Annotated in this window: 16 protein-coding genes; 8 read left to right on the forward strand and 8 right to left on the reverse strand. The window is 50.9% G+C overall.

The features are described from left to right. Positions 1-53: 53 nt before the first annotated feature. The 4 genes from acnB to hrpB form a co-directional block, all read right to left on the reverse strand. Entirely contained in the window at positions 54-2,651 is a 2,598-nt protein-coding gene (acnB, locus tag I3X05_RS13525) for a bifunctional aconitate hydratase 2/2-methylisocitrate dehydratase (RefSeq protein WP_337970793.1), read from the reverse strand. Positions 2,652-2,919: 268 nt separating this feature from the next. Next, positions 2,920-5,241, reverse strand: a complete 2,322-nt coding sequence (locus tag I3X05_RS13530; RefSeq protein ID WP_425304487.1) for a patatin-like phospholipase family protein — start codon at positions 5,239-5,241, stop codon at positions 2,920-2,922. Between the two features lie 61 nt (positions 5,242-5,302). Continuing rightward, entirely contained in the window at positions 5,303-7,666 is a 2,364-nt protein-coding gene (mrcB, locus tag I3X05_RS13535; RefSeq protein WP_337970794.1) for a penicillin-binding protein 1B, read from the reverse strand. Beyond that, positions 7,663-10,125, reverse strand: coding sequence for an ATP-dependent helicase HrpB (hrpB, locus tag I3X05_RS13540; RefSeq protein ID WP_337970795.1), 2,463 nt, complete (start codon positions 10,123-10,125; stop codon positions 7,663-7,665). The genes mrcB and hrpB overlap by 4 nt, the downstream gene beginning before the upstream one ends. Before the next feature lie 66 nt (positions 10,126-10,191). Between hrpB and sfsA the strand changes: the two genes are divergently transcribed. The 7 genes from sfsA to panC all read left to right on the forward strand — a co-directional run bounded on the left by sfsA (position 10,192) and on the right by panC (position 16,101). Next, positions 10,192-10,908, forward strand: a complete 717-nt coding sequence (gene sfsA, locus I3X05_RS13545; RefSeq protein WP_337970796.1) for a DNA/RNA nuclease SfsA — start codon at positions 10,192-10,194, stop codon at positions 10,906-10,908. Positions 10,909-11,039: 131 nt separating this feature from the next. Continuing rightward, entirely contained in the window at positions 11,040-11,486 is a 447-nt protein-coding gene (gene dksA, locus I3X05_RS13550) for an RNA polymerase-binding protein DksA (protein ID WP_045571188.1), read from the forward strand. A gap of 62 nt (positions 11,487-11,548) precedes the next feature. Further along, on the forward strand, positions 11,549-12,430 hold the full coding sequence (gene gluQRS, locus I3X05_RS13555) for a tRNA glutamyl-Q(34) synthetase GluQRS (protein ID WP_045571189.1): 882 nt from the start codon (positions 11,549-11,551) through the stop codon (positions 12,428-12,430). Between the two features lie 79 nt (positions 12,431-12,509). After that, positions 12,510-13,877, forward strand: coding sequence for a polynucleotide adenylyltransferase PcnB (gene pcnB, locus I3X05_RS13560; protein ID WP_045571190.1), 1,368 nt, complete (start codon positions 12,510-12,512; stop codon positions 13,875-13,877). Then, positions 13,874-14,359 carry a 2-amino-4-hydroxy-6-hydroxymethyldihydropteridine diphosphokinase gene (folK, locus tag I3X05_RS13565; RefSeq protein WP_045571191.1) on the forward strand — a complete coding sequence of 162 codons (486 nt, stop codon included), beginning with the start codon at positions 13,874-13,876 and terminating at the stop codon, positions 14,357-14,359. Before pcnB ends, folK begins: the two co-directional genes overlap by 4 nt. A 23-nt stretch (positions 14,360-14,382) precedes the next feature. After that, positions 14,383-15,177, forward strand: coding sequence for a 3-methyl-2-oxobutanoate hydroxymethyltransferase (gene panB, locus I3X05_RS13570; protein WP_337970797.1), 795 nt, complete (start codon positions 14,383-14,385; stop codon positions 15,175-15,177). 12 nt (positions 15,178-15,189) lie between these two features. After that, complete coding sequence (panC, locus tag I3X05_RS13575; RefSeq protein ID WP_193157531.1) at positions 15,190-16,101, forward strand: pantoate--beta-alanine ligase; 912 nt, start codon at positions 15,190-15,192, stop codon at positions 16,099-16,101. A 132-nt stretch (positions 16,102-16,233) separates the two neighbouring features. Here the strand turns inward: panC and I3X05_RS13580 are convergent, their stop codons facing one another. The 3 genes from I3X05_RS13580 to I3X05_RS13590 form a co-directional block, all read right to left on the reverse strand. After that, positions 16,234-17,004, reverse strand: a complete 771-nt coding sequence (locus tag I3X05_RS13580; RefSeq protein WP_039430436.1) for an ABC transporter permease — start codon at positions 17,002-17,004, stop codon at positions 16,234-16,236. 2 nt (positions 17,005-17,006) lie between these two features. Beyond that, on the reverse strand, positions 17,007-17,930 hold the full coding sequence (locus I3X05_RS13585; protein WP_045571194.1) for an ABC transporter ATP-binding protein: 924 nt from the start codon (positions 17,928-17,930) through the stop codon (positions 17,007-17,009). 152 nt (positions 17,931-18,082) lie between these two features. After that, positions 18,083-19,741: a SulP family inorganic anion transporter gene (locus I3X05_RS13590; RefSeq protein ID WP_337970798.1), complete on the reverse strand. Its 1,659-nt coding sequence runs from the start codon at positions 19,739-19,741 to the stop codon at positions 18,083-18,085. Between the two features lie 237 nt (positions 19,742-19,978). On the opposite strand from I3X05_RS13590, the gene can reads away from it, so the two are divergent. Beyond that, complete coding sequence (can, locus tag I3X05_RS13595) at positions 19,979-20,647, forward strand: carbonate dehydratase (protein WP_045571196.1); 669 nt, start codon at positions 19,979-19,981, stop codon at positions 20,645-20,647. A gap of 118 nt (positions 20,648-20,765) precedes the next feature. Here the strand turns inward: can and hpt are convergent, their stop codons facing one another. Then, the gene (gene hpt / locus I3X05_RS13600; protein ID WP_039430440.1) at positions 20,766-21,296 is read right to left on the reverse strand and encodes a hypoxanthine phosphoribosyltransferase; all 531 of its coding nucleotides are present in this window, start codon (positions 21,294-21,296) and stop codon (positions 20,766-20,768) included. Between the last annotated feature and the right edge of the window lie 78 nt (positions 21,297-21,374).

Raw genomic sequence — 21,374 nt, forward strand, 5'->3', positions numbered from 1 at the left:
GCTTAACGTAAAAAAAACCGCTGAAGATTCAGCGGTTTTTTTATCAGTGACACTTAAGCCGGCTGTTGGAAAATCACCGTGTCGGCTTTTTTGGTGTACTGCCCCATCAGGTGGAAGTTGAGGTAACGGTAGGTATCTGCCGCCGTTGCATCCAACTGCTTCGCGTACTCCATGTACTCTTCCACCGTTGGGATACGGCCAAGAATCGCGCCGACCGCAGCCAATTCTGCTGAGGATAGATACACGTTCGCACCCGTACCTAAACGGTTCGGGAAGTTACGTGTCGACGTTGACATCACCGTCGCTTTGTCTGCTACGCGGGCTTGGTTGCCCATACATAGAGAACATCCCGGCGTTTCAATACGCACCCCAGCACGACCGTAAATACCGTAGTAACCTTCTTCAGTCAGTTGGTCACGATCCATCTTGGTAGGTGGTGCAATCCACAGACGCGTATCCAGTTGGCCTTTGAACTTCTCTAGCAACTTGCCCGCAGCGCGGAAGTGGCCAATGTTGGTCATACACGAACCGATGAACACTTCGTCGATTTGCGTGCCTTGAACATCAGAGAGTAAACGAGCATCATCCGGATCGTTTGGCGCACAAAGAATTGGCTCTTTGATCTCTGCTAAGTCGATTTCAATCACGTGAGCGTATTCTGCATCGCTGTCTGCTGACATCAATTCTGGGCTTGCTAACCACTCTTGCATCGCAACGATGCGGCGCTCGATGGTACGGCGGTCGCCGTAACCTTCTGAAATCATCCACTTCAACATCACGATGTTCGAGTTGAGATATTCTTCGATCGACGCTTGAGACAGTTTCACCGTACAGCCGGCTGCAGAGCGCTCAGCTGACGCATCAGACAGTTCAAATGCTTGTTCCACCGTCAGATGTTCAACCCCTTCGATCTCTAGAATACGACCAGAGAACTCGTTGATCTTACCCGCTTTTTCTACGGTCAGCAGGCCTTGCTTGATGCCGTAGTAAGGAATTGCATGGACCAAATCACGCAGTGTGATACCTGGCTGCATTTCGCCTTTAAAGCGCACCAAGATAGACTCTGGCATATCCAGTGGCATCACACCGGTCGCTGCGGCAAACGCCACCAAGCCAGAACCCGCAGGGAATGAAATGCCCAATGGGAAACGAGTATGCGAGTCACCACCGGTACCTACAGTATCAGGCAGTAGCATGCGGTTTAACCAAGAGTGAATAACACCATCGCCAGGGCGCAGTGACACACCGCCACGGTTCATGATGAAATCAGGCAAGGTGTGGTGCGTATTCACGTCGACAGGTTTTGGATACGCTGAGGTGTGACAGAAAGACTGCATTACAAGGTCTGCCGAGAAGCCAAGACACGCCAAGTCTTTGAGCTCATCACGCGTCATTGGGCCAGTAGTGTCTTGCGAACCCACTGTGGTCATTTTAGGTTCACAGTAAGTCCCAGGGCGAATGCCTGTCACGCCACATGCTTTACCGACCATCTTTTGCGCCAGTGAATAGCCTTTACCAGAGTCTGCAACGTCTGCGGGTTTGCGGAACACATCTGAAGGCGCGAGACCTAGAGATTGACGCGCTTTCTCAGTCAAACCACGACCAATGATTAGCGGAATACGGCCACCAGCACGCACTTCATCAACCAGTACATCGGTTTTTAGCGAGAATTCAGCCAATACTTCACCCGTTGCGTGGCTCGTTACCTTGCCTTCATACGGGTAAACGTCGATCACATCGCCCATGTTGAGCTTGGAGACATCCACTTCAATTGGCAGCGCGCCAGCATCTTCCATGGTGTTAAAGAAGATCGGCGCAATTTTACCACCCAACACATATCCGCCAGCGCGTTTGTTGGGTACGTAAGGAATATCATCGCCCATAAACCAAAGCACAGAGTTGGTTGCCGATTTACGCGATGAACCGGTACCCACCACATCACCGACATAAACCAATTGATGGCCTTGTTCTTTCAGTGCTTCGATTTGCTTGATTGGACCGATGCTGCCTGGCTGATCTGGCACAATACCATCACGTTCGTTTTTCAGCATCGCTAACGCGTGCACTGGAATATCTGGGCGAGACCAAGCATCTGGTGCTGGTGATAGGTCATCGGTGTTGGTTTCACCAGTGACTTTAAAGACGGTAAGGGTCACTTTCTCTGCCAATTGTGGCTTAGATAGGAACCACTCTGCATCGGCCCAAGATTGCAGCACTTGCTGTGCGTATTGGTTACCCGCTTTAGCTTTTTCTTCAACGTCGTAGAACACGTCAAACATCAACAGTGTATGAGACAGCGCTTCAACCGCGATTGGCGCCAGCGCCTCGTCATCAAGCAGCGCCACTAGCGGCTCGATGTTGTAACCACCTTGCATGGTGCCGAGAAGCTTCGCAGCGTGCTCACGGCTCACCAGAGGAGAACTCGCTTCACCACGAGTAATGGCCGCAAGGAAACCGGCTTTCACATAAGCCGCTTCGTCAACACCGGGTGGGATGCGGTTTTCCAGCAGGTCGAGAAGACATTCTTCCTCACCTTGTGGGGGATTTTTTAGAAGTTCAACAAGTCCGGCAACTTGTTCTGCGTCCAGAGGTTTAGGAACAACTCCTTCTGCGGCACGCTCTTCGACGTGTTTACGGTAGGCTTCAAGCACGACTTTTTCCTCTCATTGCGGTTCCTCCTTTATTAATACTATTTGTCCAAAGTAAAGGAGTGAACATCCATGGAAACTTGGCTCCCTATTGCCCATGTTTTCATTCAATTCTGATTGAGAAACAGCGCCGCAGAGGCCAAACTGTGGGCAGCAGAATAGCAAATTTAACGAGAAATTAAAATCTCCTCACTTTGACCAACATAGCAAGTTAAGACTAAAGTCCCATAATTTTTAACTATTTATTTGCCCTGTTTTCGCAGATGGCTGATCAACGATACGACGTACCGATGATAAAATAGATAGCATCCAGTTGCTCTTCAGTCCTTGCATAAGCAAGCACCATTGGACCTATCGGCGAATCGATCCCTGCAAAAATCGATGCGGCATTGTACAGTGGTGCCTCATTAAGTTTGAGTGTGGTATCCGACCAGACGCCACCATATTCCAGCGACGCGCCGAGGTAGACAGGCGCTTCAAATAAACCAAAATCATTGTCAAACCAGCGATAACGATAAATCAAGCTGGTAAAAAACTTGTTCTGACCAATCAAGCTATTACGCGGAATACCCGACAGATTCAAGAAGCCGCCAATACTTTTCGGATCCAGCGGTGTGTAGTCATTTTTGCTTTCGACAATCTCATATTCGGCGCTTGCGACCAAAGTATGACGCTGATAACTCTGCGCTACCTTACCTAGCAGCGACAGTTCATACACAGTGTCGCTGGATGATTTACCAGTGAACTCCGACTCAAACATTTCCGGGCTTTTATCATGAGACACCAGATATTCAAGATCTAAGTACCATCCCGAGGTTGGCAGAGAGTAGTCATCCAGTGTGTCTAAACGATACTGGGCAAACGCCCCTAAGCGCTGAAAGTTAGCGCTTCCTGCCGAACCTAATGTTGTGATTTCAATATCCCCTTTATTAAACCGGCCTCCGAGCTTGAACTCCTGCCACAACTCGGGTTGAAGACCGATAGCTAACTCAGTGGTAAATTGGCTGTAAGTAAAAGGGAGGAAATCGTAAGCGGCACTTAAGCTCGGCTCATCGAACTCAGTGACTGGAACATTTCTCTTATCGCTGGTGTAACCCAGCTTGGCGGTGGAAAAAATGTCTTGGCTAGCGCGAATTGGCGTGTAGAGCTCAGCCTCCGCCAGTTTATCCGTTCCCATTTCCAAATTGATGGTCAGCTCAGCCCCTTGCGAATTGAGATTGGTAAAGTTGGTTGAAAGCCCTACCCCGTATTGGCTCTCAGTGGTGAAATCATCTTCGAGGAAAAAACGGAAGTTGACGTAATTCGGCCCCCAAGATTTCTCTTTAACGTCCATCACCAGTTGGTTAACGCCCTCGCGCTCTTGATAATGGTAAGAGACCAGCTCAAAACGATCTAATGCGTAAAGATTTTCGACTGCGGCTTCCACCTCTTGCGTCTTCAACACCTGACCAGTTTTCAGATCGAGGCGATTACTGAGCAATCGGTCGCTGTAATGCGTGTTGTTGAGCAGAACAATCTCCTCGATTGGCATCTGATCACCGTAAACCAACTTACGACGCGCCCGCTGCTTTTGCTCCACATAACCTTGATAGTCAGCGTTGGAGAGTGCCAATGACTTAAGTACCTCCTTTAAACTGTAAGTGGCATTGTAACCCGCTTGGTAGGCTTCAGGCATTTTGTCAAACTCAGTGGTTTCCATTTTGCCCACTTGCGGGCGCAGATAGATATCCTGCTCCGTCAGGCTGGCGGCTTGACGCTGGGTACTGCGCCGCACCAGATAGTTCGACAACTGATCGGCGACAACCAAAAAGGTGGTGAAATCTTCACGGCTTTTGTAGTCGGTACTGATGTCTACCGCGATGACAATGTCCGCTCCCATCGCGCGGGCAACATCGACGGGCATATTATTGATCACGCCGCCATCCACCAGCATATGACCATCCAGCTCATAGGGAGGCAAAGCGCCGGGTACCGACATACTCGCCATCATGGCATCGACCAACTGTCCTTTGTCGATCACCACCTCTTTGAGTTCAACAATATCGGTCGCTACCGAGCGGTACGGGATGGCCAACTCATCAAAGGAGTTGAATTCATTAAGGTTACCGGTGGTTTCGCGCAGAATTCGCAGCATGTTTTGCCCTTGGACAAACCCACGTGGCGTGCGCACTTCACCAAAACGTAAGCCAAGGTCGGTCCGCAGTTGGTAGCGGTCTTCGGATTCTTTGTCACGCACACGGCGCTGACTGCGCTCTACCCGATCGCGATAGCCGCTATTCCAATCGACGGTGTAGATAAAACTTTCAATTTCATCCGCGCTCATCCCCGTGGCATACAAGCCGCCAACATAGGCACCCATACTGGTGCCGGTGAGATAATCAACTGGGATGTGCATCTCTTCAAGCGCTTTGAGTACACCGATGTGCGCCGCACCTTTTGCCCCGCCGCCAGCTAAAACCACAGCGATTTTGGGTCGTTTAACCTCTTTAATGGGCGATTCGCTGTCGGCCGAAGCCAAAGATGAGAGAACAAAACTAAGAGGAAAGAGCAACCAAACAGCAAGAGTCTGACGAGCGGATTTCCATTTATTCACTGTTTGCTGCTCCTTTTTTCGCAATAACGTCCGTTTTACAACGGATTGACAGCGCGAACAATCACCAATTCAGTAATTTATTCAACCAATTGCCCGATTGCTCACATTGACGCTTCAGCGACTCATCTTTATCCCATACAGGCAAGGTAAAGGTTTTTTCTGCACAATCGAGCACCAATGCCCCAGCGGGCTGCTGTTTGTACCCCATGGTGGTGATCTGCGTTGGCCAAGGCAGCGACAGTTTTTCAGGAATGCGCAGCTTCAAATATTCCGCATAGACGCGTAGCGCGCCGCTAGAACCCGTCAGCTTGGTCGGTTTGTTGTCATCACGCCCCAACCAGATGGTGGTGACTTCACGCCCGTCGACACCGACAAACCAACTGTCGCGGCTATCGTTACTGGTGCCCGTTTTCCCCGCCAGTGCCGCCCAAGCAAACTGATTTTGCAGATAGCGGCCAGTTCCCTGAGCGACCCCTTGTTTCATCGCATAGGTGGTCAGCCATGCCGCCTGTTCATCGACCGCAAGAGAAGATTTCGGCAGTGATTGGTACAGCACGTTGCCATCGAGATCGACCACGGAGCGCAATGCCGTGAGCGGCGCTTTGCGACCGGAGTTGGTCAAGGTTTGGTACATCTGCGCCACTTCAATCGGCGTGAGCGAAAATGCGCCCAAAAACATCGAAGGCACCGGGCGAATTTCATCACGCTTGACGCCCAGTTTATCTAGCGTTTGCGAGACATTTTCAATCCCCAGTTGCATGCCAAGGCGCACGGTCGGCACATTGAGCGATTTCGCCAGCGCTAAATAGAGCGGCACATCCCCACGAAACTGACGATCAAAATTGCGCGGCTCCCACACCGACCCTTTACTGCCTTGCAAACTGAGCGGCGTGTCTTGCAGCGTGGTCGCCAAGTTATATTTCTCAGGCTGAGACAGCGCAGTGAGATAGATAGCAGGTTTGACTAGAGAGCCAATCGGACGGCTGGCGTTGATTGCTCGGTTAAAACCATCGTAACCCGTGCGTTTGCCGCCAACCATGGCACGAATTTCACCACTATGCCGATCGACCGCCACCGCCGCCGCTTCAAGCGAATCTCCCGAGACTTTTTCCAGCTCGGGCATTTTCACACCAATGGCGAGTTCAAGTTTCTCTTGTGACACGGGGTCGAGCGAAGTAAACACGCGCAAACCGCTCTCACCTCGAAACCCTTCACCCACTTTCTGCTTCAGCTCAATCGACAACTGCTGAAAATACGCAGGCTGTCGGCTAGCGATACGTGGCGTCTGCTGAATATCCAGCGGGCGACTGGCCGCTTGTTCGTAATCCTGGGCACTGAGCAGCCCTTGCTGCATCATCAGACGCAAAACCAAATCGCGACGCTCTTGCGTCCGCTCTGGAAAGCGCACTGGGTTGTAGTAAGAAGGCCCTTTGACCATACCGACCAGCATCGCTAGTTGGTCGATACGCAGTTCTTGGATCGGCTGACCAAAGTAGTAACGCGACGCCAAAGCAAAACCGTGGATCGCTTGACTGCCACTTTGTCCTAAATACACTTCATTGAGATAGGCTTCTAAGAGGCGATCTTTGCTGTAGCGATAGTCGAGAATTAACGCGATATACGCTTCACGCAGTTTGCGCCACAAGGTGCGATCTTGAGTTAAAAACAGGTTTTTCGCCAGTTGCTGAGTCAAGGTACTGCCGCCTTGCACGGTTCTGCCCGCTTTGATATTGACCAACATGGCGCGCGCTATTGCCAGCGGTGAAACGCCATCGTGCTGATAAAAGTGGCGATCTTCGGTCACAAGCAAGGCATCGACGATGATTTCCGGAAATTGCTCGCGGCGCAGAAAGAGCCTTTGCTCTTCACTGTCTTTTTCCAACATTCCCAGCATCTTGGGCTCTAAACGCAGATACCCCAGATCGCCTTTCGATTCGAGCGATTGAATGCGATTGAGCGTGCCTGAGTCAAAATGCAGCATCACGTGGCGATCCGGCTCAGGGCCATCGGCAAATTCGAACGGACGGCGAATCAATTCAATTTTACTGCTTGAGGCGGCGTACTCTCCCGGGAACTTGGGTTGGCTAACTTTGCGGTAGTTGAGTAAGTCCAGCTCGTTTTGCAACTCCTGACGGGAAAAGGCATCGCCGGGCGAAAGCGTTAAGATGCGCGCGTATACCACGGTTGGGAGATCAAACAACTGCCCTTCAAAACGCTGTTTAACCACGCTATCAAGATAAATGCCGATAAACACCAGCAGCGCCATCAGCGCCACGGCGCATTTCCAACTAAACGACCACAACATACGTAGCCAACGGCGTTTCGGTGTTTGCCCTGAGGCTGGACGGCGAGGCGTACCACTGCGCTTGCTTTTTTGCGGCGCTTTTTTCTTCGCGTTGTCAGTCCCTTTTACTGCTTTACTCATGAGTTTAACTGTCTTTTGGTTTTCGTCGTGGCGATATGGTTGGCAGGGTCATCCGGCCATACGTGTTTGGGATACCGCCCTTTCATCTCTTTTTGCACTTCTTTGTAGGCACCAGCCCAAAAGCCAGCCAAATCTTGCGTCACCTGCAAAGGACGACGCGCTGGAGAGAGTAGCTCAAGGGTTAATTTTATCCGCCCTTGCGCTACGGTTGGCGAAGTGCTCTCGCCAAACATCTCTTGCATGCGCACTGAGAGTACCGGGCAAGCGCCTTCTTGGTAGCGGATCGTCTGACGCGTACCAGTGGGTAATAAATATTCCTGCGGCAACCAGGTGTCCAACTGCTGGTTGAGCGGCCAGCCCAAACGCGCGTTGAGCGCCTCACAGAGCGCAATTTTGCCCAGATCTTTCACTGACGTGAGATGATTCATGTAGGGCGCCAGCCAGCTTGGCAAATCATTCAGCAGACTGGCGTCATCCATGGCAGGCCACGTTTGCTCAGGTAGCCATTCAATGGCGCAGCGAATGCGTTGCAACAAGGTTTGGGCTTTGGGCGTCCAGTCTAAACTATCCAGCCCTTTGCGGCGTACATAGCTGAGTAAAGCCTGTGTCATTTTTTCCCTGCCCGGCTGGGGCAGTACCTCACGCGCCACAATCAGCTCGCCGATGCGCGTCTGCTTTTCCGCCACTAAGCGCCCTTTGTTTTCATCCCAATCGACCTGCTCAGAGGCTTGCAACAGCGCTGGGTGGTACTGTTCAAGCAGCGGTAAGCAGAGTGGCGCCGCCTGTTGGATCTGGCTGGCATTGCCACCACTGCGCAGCAGCTCAGCCGCGACCAGATAGTCGCTGTCACCCAACGGATCGTCTTCTCGCAGTTCGCCGCCGTGGCCATTTGCCAGTACGTAGCGCCCATTTTGCTTATGTCGTCGCTGCGCGACTCGATCTGGATAGGCAAAACTCATCGCAACCGCCAGCAAAGGTTCTTCGACCTCACTCAGCGCAAAAGTGGCGGATAACTTACTGGCGAGAGTCGCAGCGCGTTTGCTCAACTGATTTTTTTTCGCATGTTTTCCACTTTGCCAGCGATGCAAACTGTGACCAAGATGAGTACCGTTTTTCTCCGGCTCTTCCAAAAGCGCAGCGGCGGCAATCGCACTTTGCAGCAGTGCGTGGCTTTGCTTTGCACAAGCAATCAGCATAGCGGCTAAACGCGGCGCTAACCCGAGTTTCTGTGCCAAAGCACCTTGCGCAGTCAGTTGATGGCCTTTCACCAATCCGAGCTGCGTCAACAAGTTTTTCGCTTGTGCTACTGATGCTGCAGGCGGAATGTCCAGCAGCCTCAGCGCCTTCGGCTCACTAACGCCCCACTGCGCCAGTTCCATCATTAAAGCAGAGAGATCCGACTGCATAATTTCCGCCATAGGAACGGCGGGCATTTGCTGAAACTGGCTTAGCGAATAAAGACGCACGCAGATGCCCTCTTCGATTCGTCCAGCGCGGCCTGCACGTTGAATGGCCGAGGATTGCGCGATGCGCACTTGCTCAAGACGCGTCAACCCGGTTTTGACATCAAATCGGGCCACGCGCTCAAGGCCACTGTCGACCACCAAGCGGATCCCTTCAATCGTGAGCGAGGTTTCAGCGATATTGGTCGCCAGCACCACCTTGCGCTCGCCGGGTTTTGGCGCTTGTATCGCCTTTTGCTGCTCCTCAAATGGCAACTGACCATATAAAGGGCAGATTCGCACCGGTTCGCTCAGGTGAGCAAGGCGCTCTGCCACTTGCTTAATGGCACTGACTCCGGGCAAAAACGCCAGTACAGAACCAGATTGCTGGGCGAGTAGCTGCTCGATGGTTTTGCTCATCGCTAGAGGTAAATAATCATTGGCTCCCAGCGGCTGATAGCGAATCTCAACCTCAAAAGCGCGCCCTTGCGATTGAATGAAGGGGGCATCAGGCAGTAAATTTTGCAGCGCATCGTGATCGAGCGTGGCCGACATCACCACCAGCTTGAGATCGTCGCGCAGCGCCTCTTGCACTTCCAAGGCGAGCGCCAATGCCGTATCGGCGTGGATGCTGCGCTCATGGAATTCGTCAAAGATCAGCATATCCACGCCCGAGAGTTCAGGGTCGGATTGAATCATCCGCGTCATCACCCCTTCCGTCACTATCTCCAGTTGCGTGGCCGCGCTGACTTTACTCTCGCCACGTACCCGATAGCCAACTCGCTGCCCGACCGCTTCACCCAGTTGCTTGGCCAGATAACTGGCAATATTGCGCGCCGCCAAACGGCGAGGTTCAAGCATAATGATCTTGCCGATCACGGCCCGGTTTAGCAGCAGTTGCAACGGGAAATAGGTGGATTTACCTGCACCGGGGGCTGCTTTGAGGATGAGCTGACTGTGTTGAGCAACCGCCGCGAGCAGTTCTGGCATCACGGCTTGGATGGGCAATTGTGACAATGGAGGATCCTTATGCTTAAATGGCGGCCACATTGTACATAAAAACCAGCCTGTCTAAATACGCAAATGCAATTCCAACCCAAGTTACAAGCCGCTACTTTACAAAAGCGCTATAAACGTTTTCTCGCTGATGTGACCTATCAAGACGGCAGCACCGGCACCATTCACTGTGCCAACACGGGCGCGATGACGGGCTGTGCGACCGCTGGCGATACCATTTGGTACTCAACCTCAGACAACCCGAAACGCAAATACCCACACAACTGGGAGTTGACTGAAACCGCACACGGTGAGCGGATTTGCGTCAATACCGCCAGAGCCAATCAACTGGCCGTCGAAGCGATTGAAAACGGCTGGATCGCTGAGCTGCAAAACTATGACCGACTGCAAACCGAAGTGAAGTACGGCAGTGAAAACAGTCGAATTGATATCCTGCTCAGCACACGCGACAAAGCAACGTGTTATATAGAGGTCAAAAGCGTCACGCTGCTCGAACCGAGCGAGCCAGGGCAAGGCTATTTCCCTGACGCAGTGACAACTCGTGGGCAAAAACATCTGCGGGAACTCACAGAAATGGCACAAAATAGAAACCGAGCCATACTTTTGTTTGCTGTTTTACATTCAGGTATTGAAAAAGTTTCGGCGGCGCTCCATATAGACGCCAAATATTCCCAATTACTCAAACAAGCACAAAAAGCCGGAGTTGAAATCCTCTGTTATAAAGCAGAGATCAGCAATACAGAAATCAGACTCAATTCTGCTATCGAGTTTCTCGACAGATAGAAAAATGATGTGATGTTCACATTGACATCAAGTTTACGATTGATAGTTTGCCAGCACCGCCTCTTTCTGCTATAGATACCCGCCTAAAATTAGCTGCTTAGCAGTTGATAGGTATAAGTAGGAGATGCTGTATGCCAGAATCGAAGAAAAAAGCGCTAGGCATCCTAGCCATTGCCGGTGTGGAGCCGTATCAGGAAAAGCCTGGTGAAGAGTACATGTCACCAGACCAAGTGATTCACTTTAGAAAGATTTTAGAAGCTTGGCGTAACCAGCTCAGGGAAGAAGTCGATCGTACTGTGCACCATATGCAGGACGAGGCAGCGAATTTCCCCGATCCAGTCGACCGCGCTTCACAAGAAGAAGAGTTCAGCTTAGAGCTTCGCAACCGTGACCGTGAACGTCGCTTGATCAAGAAGATTGAGAAAACGTTAGACAAGATCAACGAAGATGACTTCGGTTTCTGTGAATCTTGCGGTGTTGAGATCGGCATTCGTCGCCTTGAAGCGCGCCCAACTGCCGATTTGTGTATCGACTGTAAAACCCTTGCAGAGATCAAAGAAAAGCAGATGCAGGGTTAAGTCACCTGATATCCGATCGTAAAGGGAGCACATGCTCCCTTTTTGTTTTGAGATCAAGAACTATGAGTTACATCGGTCGTTTCGCTCCCTCTCCTTCCGGTCCGCTCCATTTTGGCTCGCTGATCGCCGCTCTTGGCAGCTATTTCCAAGCCAAATCGCACCATGGTAAATGGCTGGTACGCATTGAAGATCTCGATCCACCCCGAGAAATGCCCGGGGCAGCAGATCTTATTTTAAAAACACTGCAAACCTACCATCTTTACTGGGATGGTGAGGTGGTGTACCAAAGTCAGCGTCATGCGCTCTATCAAGCACAAATTGCTCACTGGCTCGCTTCAGGTCAAGCATACTACTGCCAGTGTACGCGCAAACAGATCAAAGAAGATGGCGGCTACTATCCAGGCACATGTCGCAACTCGGGCCATAGCCAAGGGGCGATTCGGTTGAAAATGACGCACCCTGTGAGCGCTTTTGTCGATTTAAAACACGGTAAAATCTCCATTCCCGCTGCACTGGTGGATGAAGATTTTATTATCAAACGCCGAGATGGCTTGTTTGCTTACAATCTTGCTGTTGTACTGGACGACATTGACCAAGGCGTGACGGAAGTGGTGCGCGGCGCAGATCTCATCGAGCCAACCGGCAGACAGATCAGCTTGTACCAAATGCTTGGCCAGCCGCCGGTGCGCTATCTGCACTTACCGCTGGCCACCGATCACAGTGGCAATAAGCTCTCCAAACAAAATCACGCCAAGGGGATCGATTTGCAAAACCCAGCGGCCCTGATTCTGGAAGCGATGACGTTCCTCGGCTTCAAGTGGGATGAACAGCTAGAATACGCCAGCATTGACGAAATTCTTCGCTGGGGAGTAGAAAACTGGCAACTGACACAGCTACCCGACACATTGAAGATCACTGCACGATTCTCAAACGGTACTGTGTGAGCTATTATAAGCGCCAAAATCAAGCCAAATTGGCGTAAAACCTAACCAATGCAAAGGGGTTAACGGCCTCTTTTGCCAAATGCACATGAATAAAAACGAAAATACACCTTGCAGTCCCAGCTCTTGCCCGGAACTCGCTTTAAATGTGATTACTCGTCAAGAGCACAATATTTCACGCAAGCAGATCAGCGACAATGCGTTGAAAGTGCTATACCGACTTCATGGCGCCGGCTTTGACGCTTATTTAGTGGGTGGAGGCGTGCGAGATCTACTACTCGGCCAAATACCGAAAGATTTCGATATTGCGACCAATGCAACGCCAGAGCAACTTAAACATCTGTTTCGCAACTGCCGTTTAATTGGCCGCCGCTTTCGTCTGGCGCACATTATGTTTGGTCGCGACATTATCGAAGTGGCGACTTTCCGTGGTCACCATCAAGACGCCGATTCGCCAGTCTCGCAGCAATCCAAACAAGGCATGCTGCTGCGCGATAACGTGTATGGCACCATTGATGAAGACGCAGAACGCCGTGACTTCACCATCAACGCCATGTATTACAACATCGCCGACTATTCGATTCATGACTATGCCGGCGGCGCGGAAGATCTTGAAGACCGCTTGATCCGTCTGATTGGCGATCCGCAAACCCGTTATCGCGAAGATCCGGTCCGCATGTTGCGCGCGATTCGCTTTGCGGCCAAACTCGATTTTGACATCGAAGAAGACACCGCCGCGCCAATTGAAGAGATGGCGCCTTTGCTACGCGACATTCCTGCGGCACGTCTCTATGAAGAGTCACTCAAGTTACTGCAAGCGGGATGCGGGTTGGAAACCTACCACCTACTGCGCGAGTACAACCTATTTCAGCAGCTTTTCCCAGCCATTGCCGCCCATTTCACCGAAGATTACGTTTCGCCGACTGAGCAGATGCTGGATCTGGTATTAGACTCCACCGACATGCGCATCGACGAAGGCAAGCGCATCAACCCTGCCTACATGTTCGCCGCTATGCTGTGGTATCCGATGCTGGCGCTCGCAGACAAACTGATGGAAGCGCACAACTTGTGCCACTACGACGCCGTCATGGAAGCCAGCAATCTGATTTTGGATGAGCAAGTGCGCTCTATCGCCATCCCGCGTCGCCATACCGCCACCATCCGTGAGATTTGGCAGTTGCAACTGCGCATGCCACGGCGTAACGGTAAACGCGCTTTCCGTTTGATGGAGCTCAACAAGTTCCGTGCGGGCTTTGATTTCCTCGAAATGCGTGGTGAGATCGAAGGCGGGGAAACCGAAAAACTGGCCAAATGGTGGGCCACATTCCAAAACGCTGGGCGCGAAATGCGCGTCGCGATGGCCTCCGATCTCGATGGCAAACCCGGCTCTAAACCAAGCCGTAAGCGCAAATCCTCTTTCCGCAAGAAAAAGGACAAACCGCAGTTATGATCCGTGCATATATCGCGATCGGCAGTAATCTTGCCGATCCCATTGCCCAAGCCAATCGTGCTATTGCGGCCTTGAAAAGCTTACCAAACAGTGAGCTGGTCGCGGTATCTCAGCTTTACAGCAGCACACCGATGGGGCCACAAAATCAGCCCGACTACATTAACGCCGTGGCTGAAATCCAAACCGAATTAACGCCTTTGCAACTGCTCGATTGCACCCAAGCGATTGAACTGGAACAAGGGCGTGTCCGTAAAGAAGAGCGCTGGGGACCAAGAACCCTAGATCTCGACCTCCTTCTTTACGGCAATGAGGTGATCGACTCCGAGCGGTTAACCATTCCCCACTATGGAATGAAAGAGCGTGAATTCGTTCTTTACCCACTCGCCGAAATCGCACCAAATTTAACCCTCCCTGACGGGACCAGGCTCGCTGATCTTCTCACTCAGGTGGAGAGAAACGGCCTCGGTATTTGGCAATCATAGCCAACTCCTAGTAAGGAAAAATCATGAAAAAAATTACCATTAATGACCTGATGAAGTGGAAGCAGGAAGGTCGCAAGTTCCCAACTTCCACCGCGTACGATGCGAGTTTTGCTCAGTTGTTCGAAAGCCAAGAGATGCCAGTATTACTCGTCGGCGATTCACTTGGCATGGTGTTGCAAGGGCACTCCGATACTCTGCCTGTCACTGTTGACGATATCGCTTATCACACTCGTTGTGTTCGCGCTGGTAGCCCTAACTGCCTGCTCATGGCCGACATGCCTTTTATGAGCTATGCCACACCCGAACAAGCGTGTGACAACGCCGCCAAACTGATGCGCGCAGGCGCAAATATGGTAAAAATTGAGGGCGGTGACTGGCTGGTGGACACGGTCAAGATGCTGACCGAACGTGCCATCCCAGTGTGTGCTCACCTTGGCCTGACACCACAATCCGTCAATATTTTTGGTGGTTATAAAGTTCAAGGCCGCGAACAAGATAAAGCCGATCGCATGGTGAAAGATGCGCTTGCGCTACAAGAAGCAGGCGCGCAAGTCGTGTTGCTTGAGTGTGTTCCGGCTTCGCTGGCGGCGCGAATTACTCAAGTGCTGGATGTTCCGGTGATTGGTATTGGCGCCGGCAATGTGACCGACGGTCAGATCTTGGTTATGCATGATATGTTTGGTATTTCAGCCAATTACATGCCAAAATTCTCGAAAAATTTCCTAGCGGAAACCGGTGATATGCGTAAAGCGGTCGCCTTGTACATGGAACAGGTACAGGCAGGCACGTTCCCAGATGACGCACACACCATTGCATAGAGGATAGAGTAGATGCAAACCTTTGCCGACATTGCAGCCCTGCGCGATCAGCTTCGCACCTTCAAGCGCGAAGGGCGAAAAATTGCTTTTGTTCCCACCATGGGCAATCTGCATGAAGGTCACCTGACCTTAGTGCGTAAGGCTCGAGAGCACGCCGAAATTGTTGTAGTGAGTATTTTTGTCAACCCGATGCAATTTGAGCGTGCGGATGACCTCAACAACTACCCAAGAACGCTGGATGAAGACTTGAGTAAACTCAACTCGCAAGGCGTCGATCTGGTCTTTACCCCAACCGCCGAGATGATGTATCCAGAAGGTCTCGATAAACAGACCGTGGTCGACGTTCCTGGTCTTTCTAGCATGCTGGAAGGCGCCTCTCGTCCCGGGCATTTCCGTGGTGTCGCTACCATAGTGACCAAACTGTTTAATATCGTGCAGCCGGATGTCGCTTGCTTTGGTGAGAAAGATTTCCAGCAGTTGGCGATCATTCGCAAAATGACCAGCGATCTGGCGTTAGATATTGAGATCATCGGCGTGCCGACAGTGCGTGAAATGGATGGTCTGGCGATGAGCTCGCGCAACGGTCTGCTGACGATCGACGAGCGCCAACGCGCACCAGTTCTGGCTCGCACCATGCGTTGGATCAGCAGCGCGATCCGCGGTGGACGCGACGATTATGCGTCGATCATCGAAGATGCCAACGACCAACTGCGCGCGGCCGATTTGCAACCGGATGAGATCTTTATCCGTGATGCGCGCACGCTGCAAGCGATCAATGCCGACACCACGCAAGCCGTGATCTTGATGTCTGCTTTCCTTGGCAAAGCACGCCTGATTGATAACCAAGTGGTTGAGCTCAATAAAGAGAGCAAAGAAGAAGCGGAGCCTACCGCCGCCACTTCAAGCAACGATACCAATAGCTAAGCTGGCGATGGTTGACTTGCCTATCGTTGAGGGGCAAAAATGAAAGAGGGTTGTCGATGTGACAACCCTTTTTATTGCTTGTTTTCTTTCTTTTTTATTACTTATTTTATTGCTTCGCAATGCACGTCAGCGTTATGAACGCAGACCAATACCTCGTGTCACTAGGTAATGGGCAACACCGTATAGCAGCAAAACGAAACCGCCGAGTACAGTAAACGAAGTGGCGATACCCACATCCGACACCCCTAAAAAGCCATAACGGAAAGCATTAACCATGTAGACGATAGGGTTGATTTGCGACACCCCTTGCCAAAACTCCGGCAACAACTGAATCGAATAAAAGACGCCACCGAGATAGGTTAGCGGTGTCAAAACAAAGGTCGGGATAATCGAAATGTCGTCAAAGGTGCGGGCAAAAACCGCGTTGATCAGCCCGCCGAGGGCAAACACCACCGAAGTTAAAAACACCGTGGCAAAAATGATTCCCCAATGCTGAACTTGGAGATCGACAAACAGCAACGAAACCGCCGTGACCATCGCCCCCACCAGTAAGCCTCGCGCTACGCCCCCCATCACAAAACCTAAGATGATCACGTAATTGGGCACAGGAGCAACCAGAAGCTCTTCAATGTTGCGTTGAAACTTGGCACTAAAAAACGAAGAGGCAACATTGGAGTAGGAGTTGGTGATCACTGACATCATGATAAGGCCGGGGACAATATACTCCATGTAGCTAAAACCGTTCATCTGGCCGATACGTGAGCCGATCAGGCTGCCAAAAATAATAAAATACAAGCTCATGGTGATCGCCGGCGGAACCAAAGTCTGCACCCAAATACGGGTAAAGCGGTTGATCTCTTTGGTCAGCAAGCTACAAAACGCAGTCCAATACAAACGATACATGCTTATTTCTCCTTAGCCTGCTCACGAACAATACTCACAAACAGCTCTTCGAGGCGATTGGCTTTGTTGCGCATCGACATCACAATGATCCCCTGCGCGCTGAGCTGGGCAAAGACCTGATTGAGCGGCTGCGTTTTTTCAATCTCAATTTCCAATGAATCGTTGTCACAGCGAGATGACACCACTCCCGTCAGTTCAGGGCTCGCCGAGCCCGGCGCCAGATCCAAAATAAAGGTTTCCACATCCAGCTTCGCCAACAAGGATTTCATGCTGGTGTTCTCGATGAGCTCGCCTTTGTTGATGATGCCGATATTGCGACACAGCATCTCCGCTTCTTCCAGATAGTGGGTGGTGAGAATGATGGTAATGCCTTGCTGTTGATTAATCTCTTGTAAAAACTCCCACATGGAGCGGCGCAATTCGATGTCCACCCCTGCGGTTGGTTCATCTAAAATCAGCAGCTTGGGTTCATGCATGAGTGCGCGTGCAATCATCAGTCGTCGCTTCATCCCGCCAGAAAGATTACGCGCACGTTCTTTGCGTTTTTCCCACAGATCGAGTTTAGATAAGTACTTTTGGGCCCTTTCTTTCGCCAGTTCACGTGATACGCCATAATAGCCAGCTTGCTGCATCACGATCTGTTCCACCGTTTCAAACTGGTTAAAGTTAAATTCTTGCGGAACCAGCCCTAAGTTCTGTTTGGCTAACTCTAAATCGCGGTCAATGTCGTAACCAAAGACCTTCACGTGCCCAGATGTTTTATTCACCAAAGAGGAGATCACGCCAATCGTGGTCGATTTTCCAGCCCCATTCGGGCCTAACAACGCATAAAAGTCGCCTTTTTTTACATTCAGGCTGATCCCTTTGAGCGCCTCAAAGCCGCCCGCGTAGGTTTTACGCAGTTGTTCTATTTCGAGTGCGTACATAAATCCACAGTGCTCTTTTCATCAATAATGCCTATCAAATGACGTTCACTTGCTGCTTTTTCAACCCTGCATTAGAAATTAATCATAAACAAAAGCGCGGCTCAAAGGGCCGCGCTTTATCATAACGCTGACTGAAGCCAAAACGGCCAAAGTTAGTTCAGCTGAATCGGCGTTTTCTCAACGGTTTTTACCGCTGCATTCAAGGCTTCGTAGCGGAATTTGAAGGTATTCTCTGCGGGCACTAAATCCAGCACGTGGAACCTTTCTAATTGCTCGCGAGTACGCTCGTTTGGACAGAGCAAATAGACCTCACAGTGTGCCTCCAGCGCATCTTTGATCGCGTTTTCCAGCGCTAATCCCACCGTCACATCAATCATAGGTACATCGGTCAAATCCAAAATCATCACTTCATACTCATTGATACTGGTATGTTGGCGGGAAATCGCTTTCGATACGCTGAAAATCATCGGCCCTGAGAGGTAGAAAAACAGTACCTTACTATTGGCTTTATCCAACAGCGCACGCTCACTGTCAATCAGTGGCACATCATCGTCATCGGCGTCACTGATCGCCTTCACTTGTTTGGCTTGCTCGCGACTTAAGCGCTCAATCACCAGGATATTAGAGATGAACACCCCCAACCCGACCGCGGCGATCAAATCGACAAACACAGTAAGGAGCATCACGCCGTACATGATTGCCATCCCCTGCACGCTGACTTTGTGTGCGCGCTGGATAAAACTCCAATCGAGAATGCCAAAGCCGACATAGACCGCTATCCCGGCAAGCACCGCCATCGGAATCGGAGCGGTCAGACCGCTCGCCACCAGTACCACCAGCGCTAAAATCAGCGCCCTTGCCACACCAGAGAGCGGTGAGCGTGCCCCCACCTGAATGTTCGTCACCGTACCCATGGTTGCACCCGCACCGGGCAGCGCGCCGAACAGCCCTGAGATCATGTTGGCCAAGCCTTGGCCACGCAATTCTTTGTCTGAGTCATGCTCTTTACGCGTCAACGAATCACCAATGACCGCGGTAAGTAAGGTATCAATGCAACCCAAAGTCCCGAGTACCAGCGCATCAATCACCATAGTGGTAAAGAGTTCCGCGTCCAGTATTGGCACCACCAGCGATGGCAAACCGGTGGGAATCTCGCCAATGCGGCGAATCTCTTCGCTATCAAACAGCATCACGGAGAGCAGCGTCACCGCCACCAGCGCCACCAACTGTGCAGGCACGTACTTACGATATTGCTTGGGAAAGAAAAACAGGATGCCCAAAGTCAGCAGGCCAAGAAACAGCTCGCCAAACTTCATATTAGCCAGTGTACTGGGTAAGGCCGATAGCGTGCCCATCACGCCGCCAGATGGCGCCGCATGACCAAGCAGTGGCGACAATTGCAGAATAATCAAGATGACGCCAATTCCCGACATAAAGCCGGAGATCACGCTATATGGCATCAGAGTGATGTATTTTCCTAGCTTTAGCGTACCAATGAGTATTTGAAACGCGCCTGCCATCATGACCACCGTAAAAGTCATGGCTATGCCAGACTCTGGATACTTGGCCACCATGCTGGTCAGAACTGCGGTCATGATCACCGTCATCGGGCCAGTCGGCTCAGAAATGAGCGTCGTCGAGCCACCAAACAGAGCGGCAAACAGGCCAACCAAAATGGCGCCCCATAGGCCCGCTTCCGCTCCCGCGCCAGAAGCAACCCCAAACGCCAGTGCAAGCGGCAATGAGATAATCGCTGTGGTAACCCCGCCAAACAGGTCCCCTTTGACGTTCATATCTGAAAAGCGTGACATCTTCCTCTTCTTCCCCAAAATAAGCAGATAAATGGCAGCATATTGCCTAAATCATGCATCAGTACAATACGAGTCAGCGTATTTTGCTTTCTCAATGATGTTTTTTAACGACGTTAGCCGAAAAGTCTATAATGTTTGCAGCTAAAACTCGTCAGATGAGTGCACTTGTCACCAATTAGTAAGAGAACGAAATTGTAACATTGTGTATAGTTGGCTGAATCGATTGAGGGAAGTAAGATGCCAGAGTTAAAACAACTATTTGAAAACAATGCAAAGTGGTCAGATTCAATCAAGGCTGAACGGCCTGAATACTTTGCCAAACTTGCCCAAGGACAAAATCCAGACTTTCTCTGGATCGGCTGTGCGGATAGCCGAGTCCCCGCTGAGCGATTAACCGGTCTTTACTCTGGCGAGCTGTTCGTTCACCGCAACGTGGCGAACTTAGTGGTTCATACCGACCTCAACTGTCTGTCGGTGGTACAGTACGCAGTGGATGTGCTTAAGGTTAAACACATCATTGTTTGCGGCCACTACGACTGCGGCGGAGTGAAAGCGAGCATTAAGAACCCCAAGCTAGGGCTGATTAACAACTGGCTATTACACATTCGCGATCTCTATTTGAAGCACCGCAACTACTTAGATTTCATGCCTGAAGATCAAAGAGCCGATAAATTGGCAGAGCTTAACGTCGCAGAGCAGATCTACAACTTAGGTAACTCCACTATCTTGCAAAATGCTTGGGAGCGCGGCCAAGAGATTGAACTTCATGGCCTCGTGTACGGTATTGAGGACGGTCGTTTGGAATACCTGGGGGCGCGTTGCCACTCAAGCGACTGCGTAGAAACGACCTACGCAAGCTCGCTGGAAAAAATCCTCAACCCAGAACATAAACTGCTGTGTCGTTAAGACGCGGTTGCGTTATACCCACCGATTCAAATCAAAGAAACAAAAAAACGCCCGTGTTCAGGGCGTTTTTTTACTGAAAATCGCTTGCAGAGCTCTGCTCAAGCTTCTTTGCTGCCGCTTACTCCTGCGGAACCACTTTGCCGATAAACGGTAGATGGCGATACTTCTGTGCGTAGTCGATGCCAACACCCACGACGAACTCATCGGGAATTTCAAAACCAATCCAAGTCACGTCGACAGGCACTTCGCGACGAGTCGGTTTATCGAGCAGCGTACAAATGTGGATAGATTTAGGTTCACGCAGCGATAAGATCTCTTTGATTTTGCTCAACGTATTACCCGTATCGATGATGTCTTCGACGATCAACACATCTTTACCTTTGATGTCATCATCTAAATCTTTGAGAATACGGACATCACGTGAGCTCTCCATGGTGTTGCCGTAGCTTGATGCCGTCATAAAATCGACTTGATGTGTTAGGTTGATCGCACGTGCTAAATCGGCCATAAATACGAAAGAGCCGCGCAGCAAGCCAACCAGCACTAAATCTTCACTACCTTGATAATGCGCCGTGATCTGCTTGCCTAATTCACGAATACGTTCCTGAACAGTTTGCTCAGAAATCATTACTTCTACTGTATGTTTCATACTGTGCTCAATCTTTTTTGTTGGGAATGGCGACGTTTTTCAGCCTTAAGCTGACAAACGTGGTGCACGCGCAAACGT

Source organism: Vibrio navarrensis (genome assembly GCF_015767675.1).
GTDB lineage: Bacteria > Pseudomonadota > Gammaproteobacteria > Enterobacterales > Vibrionaceae > Vibrio.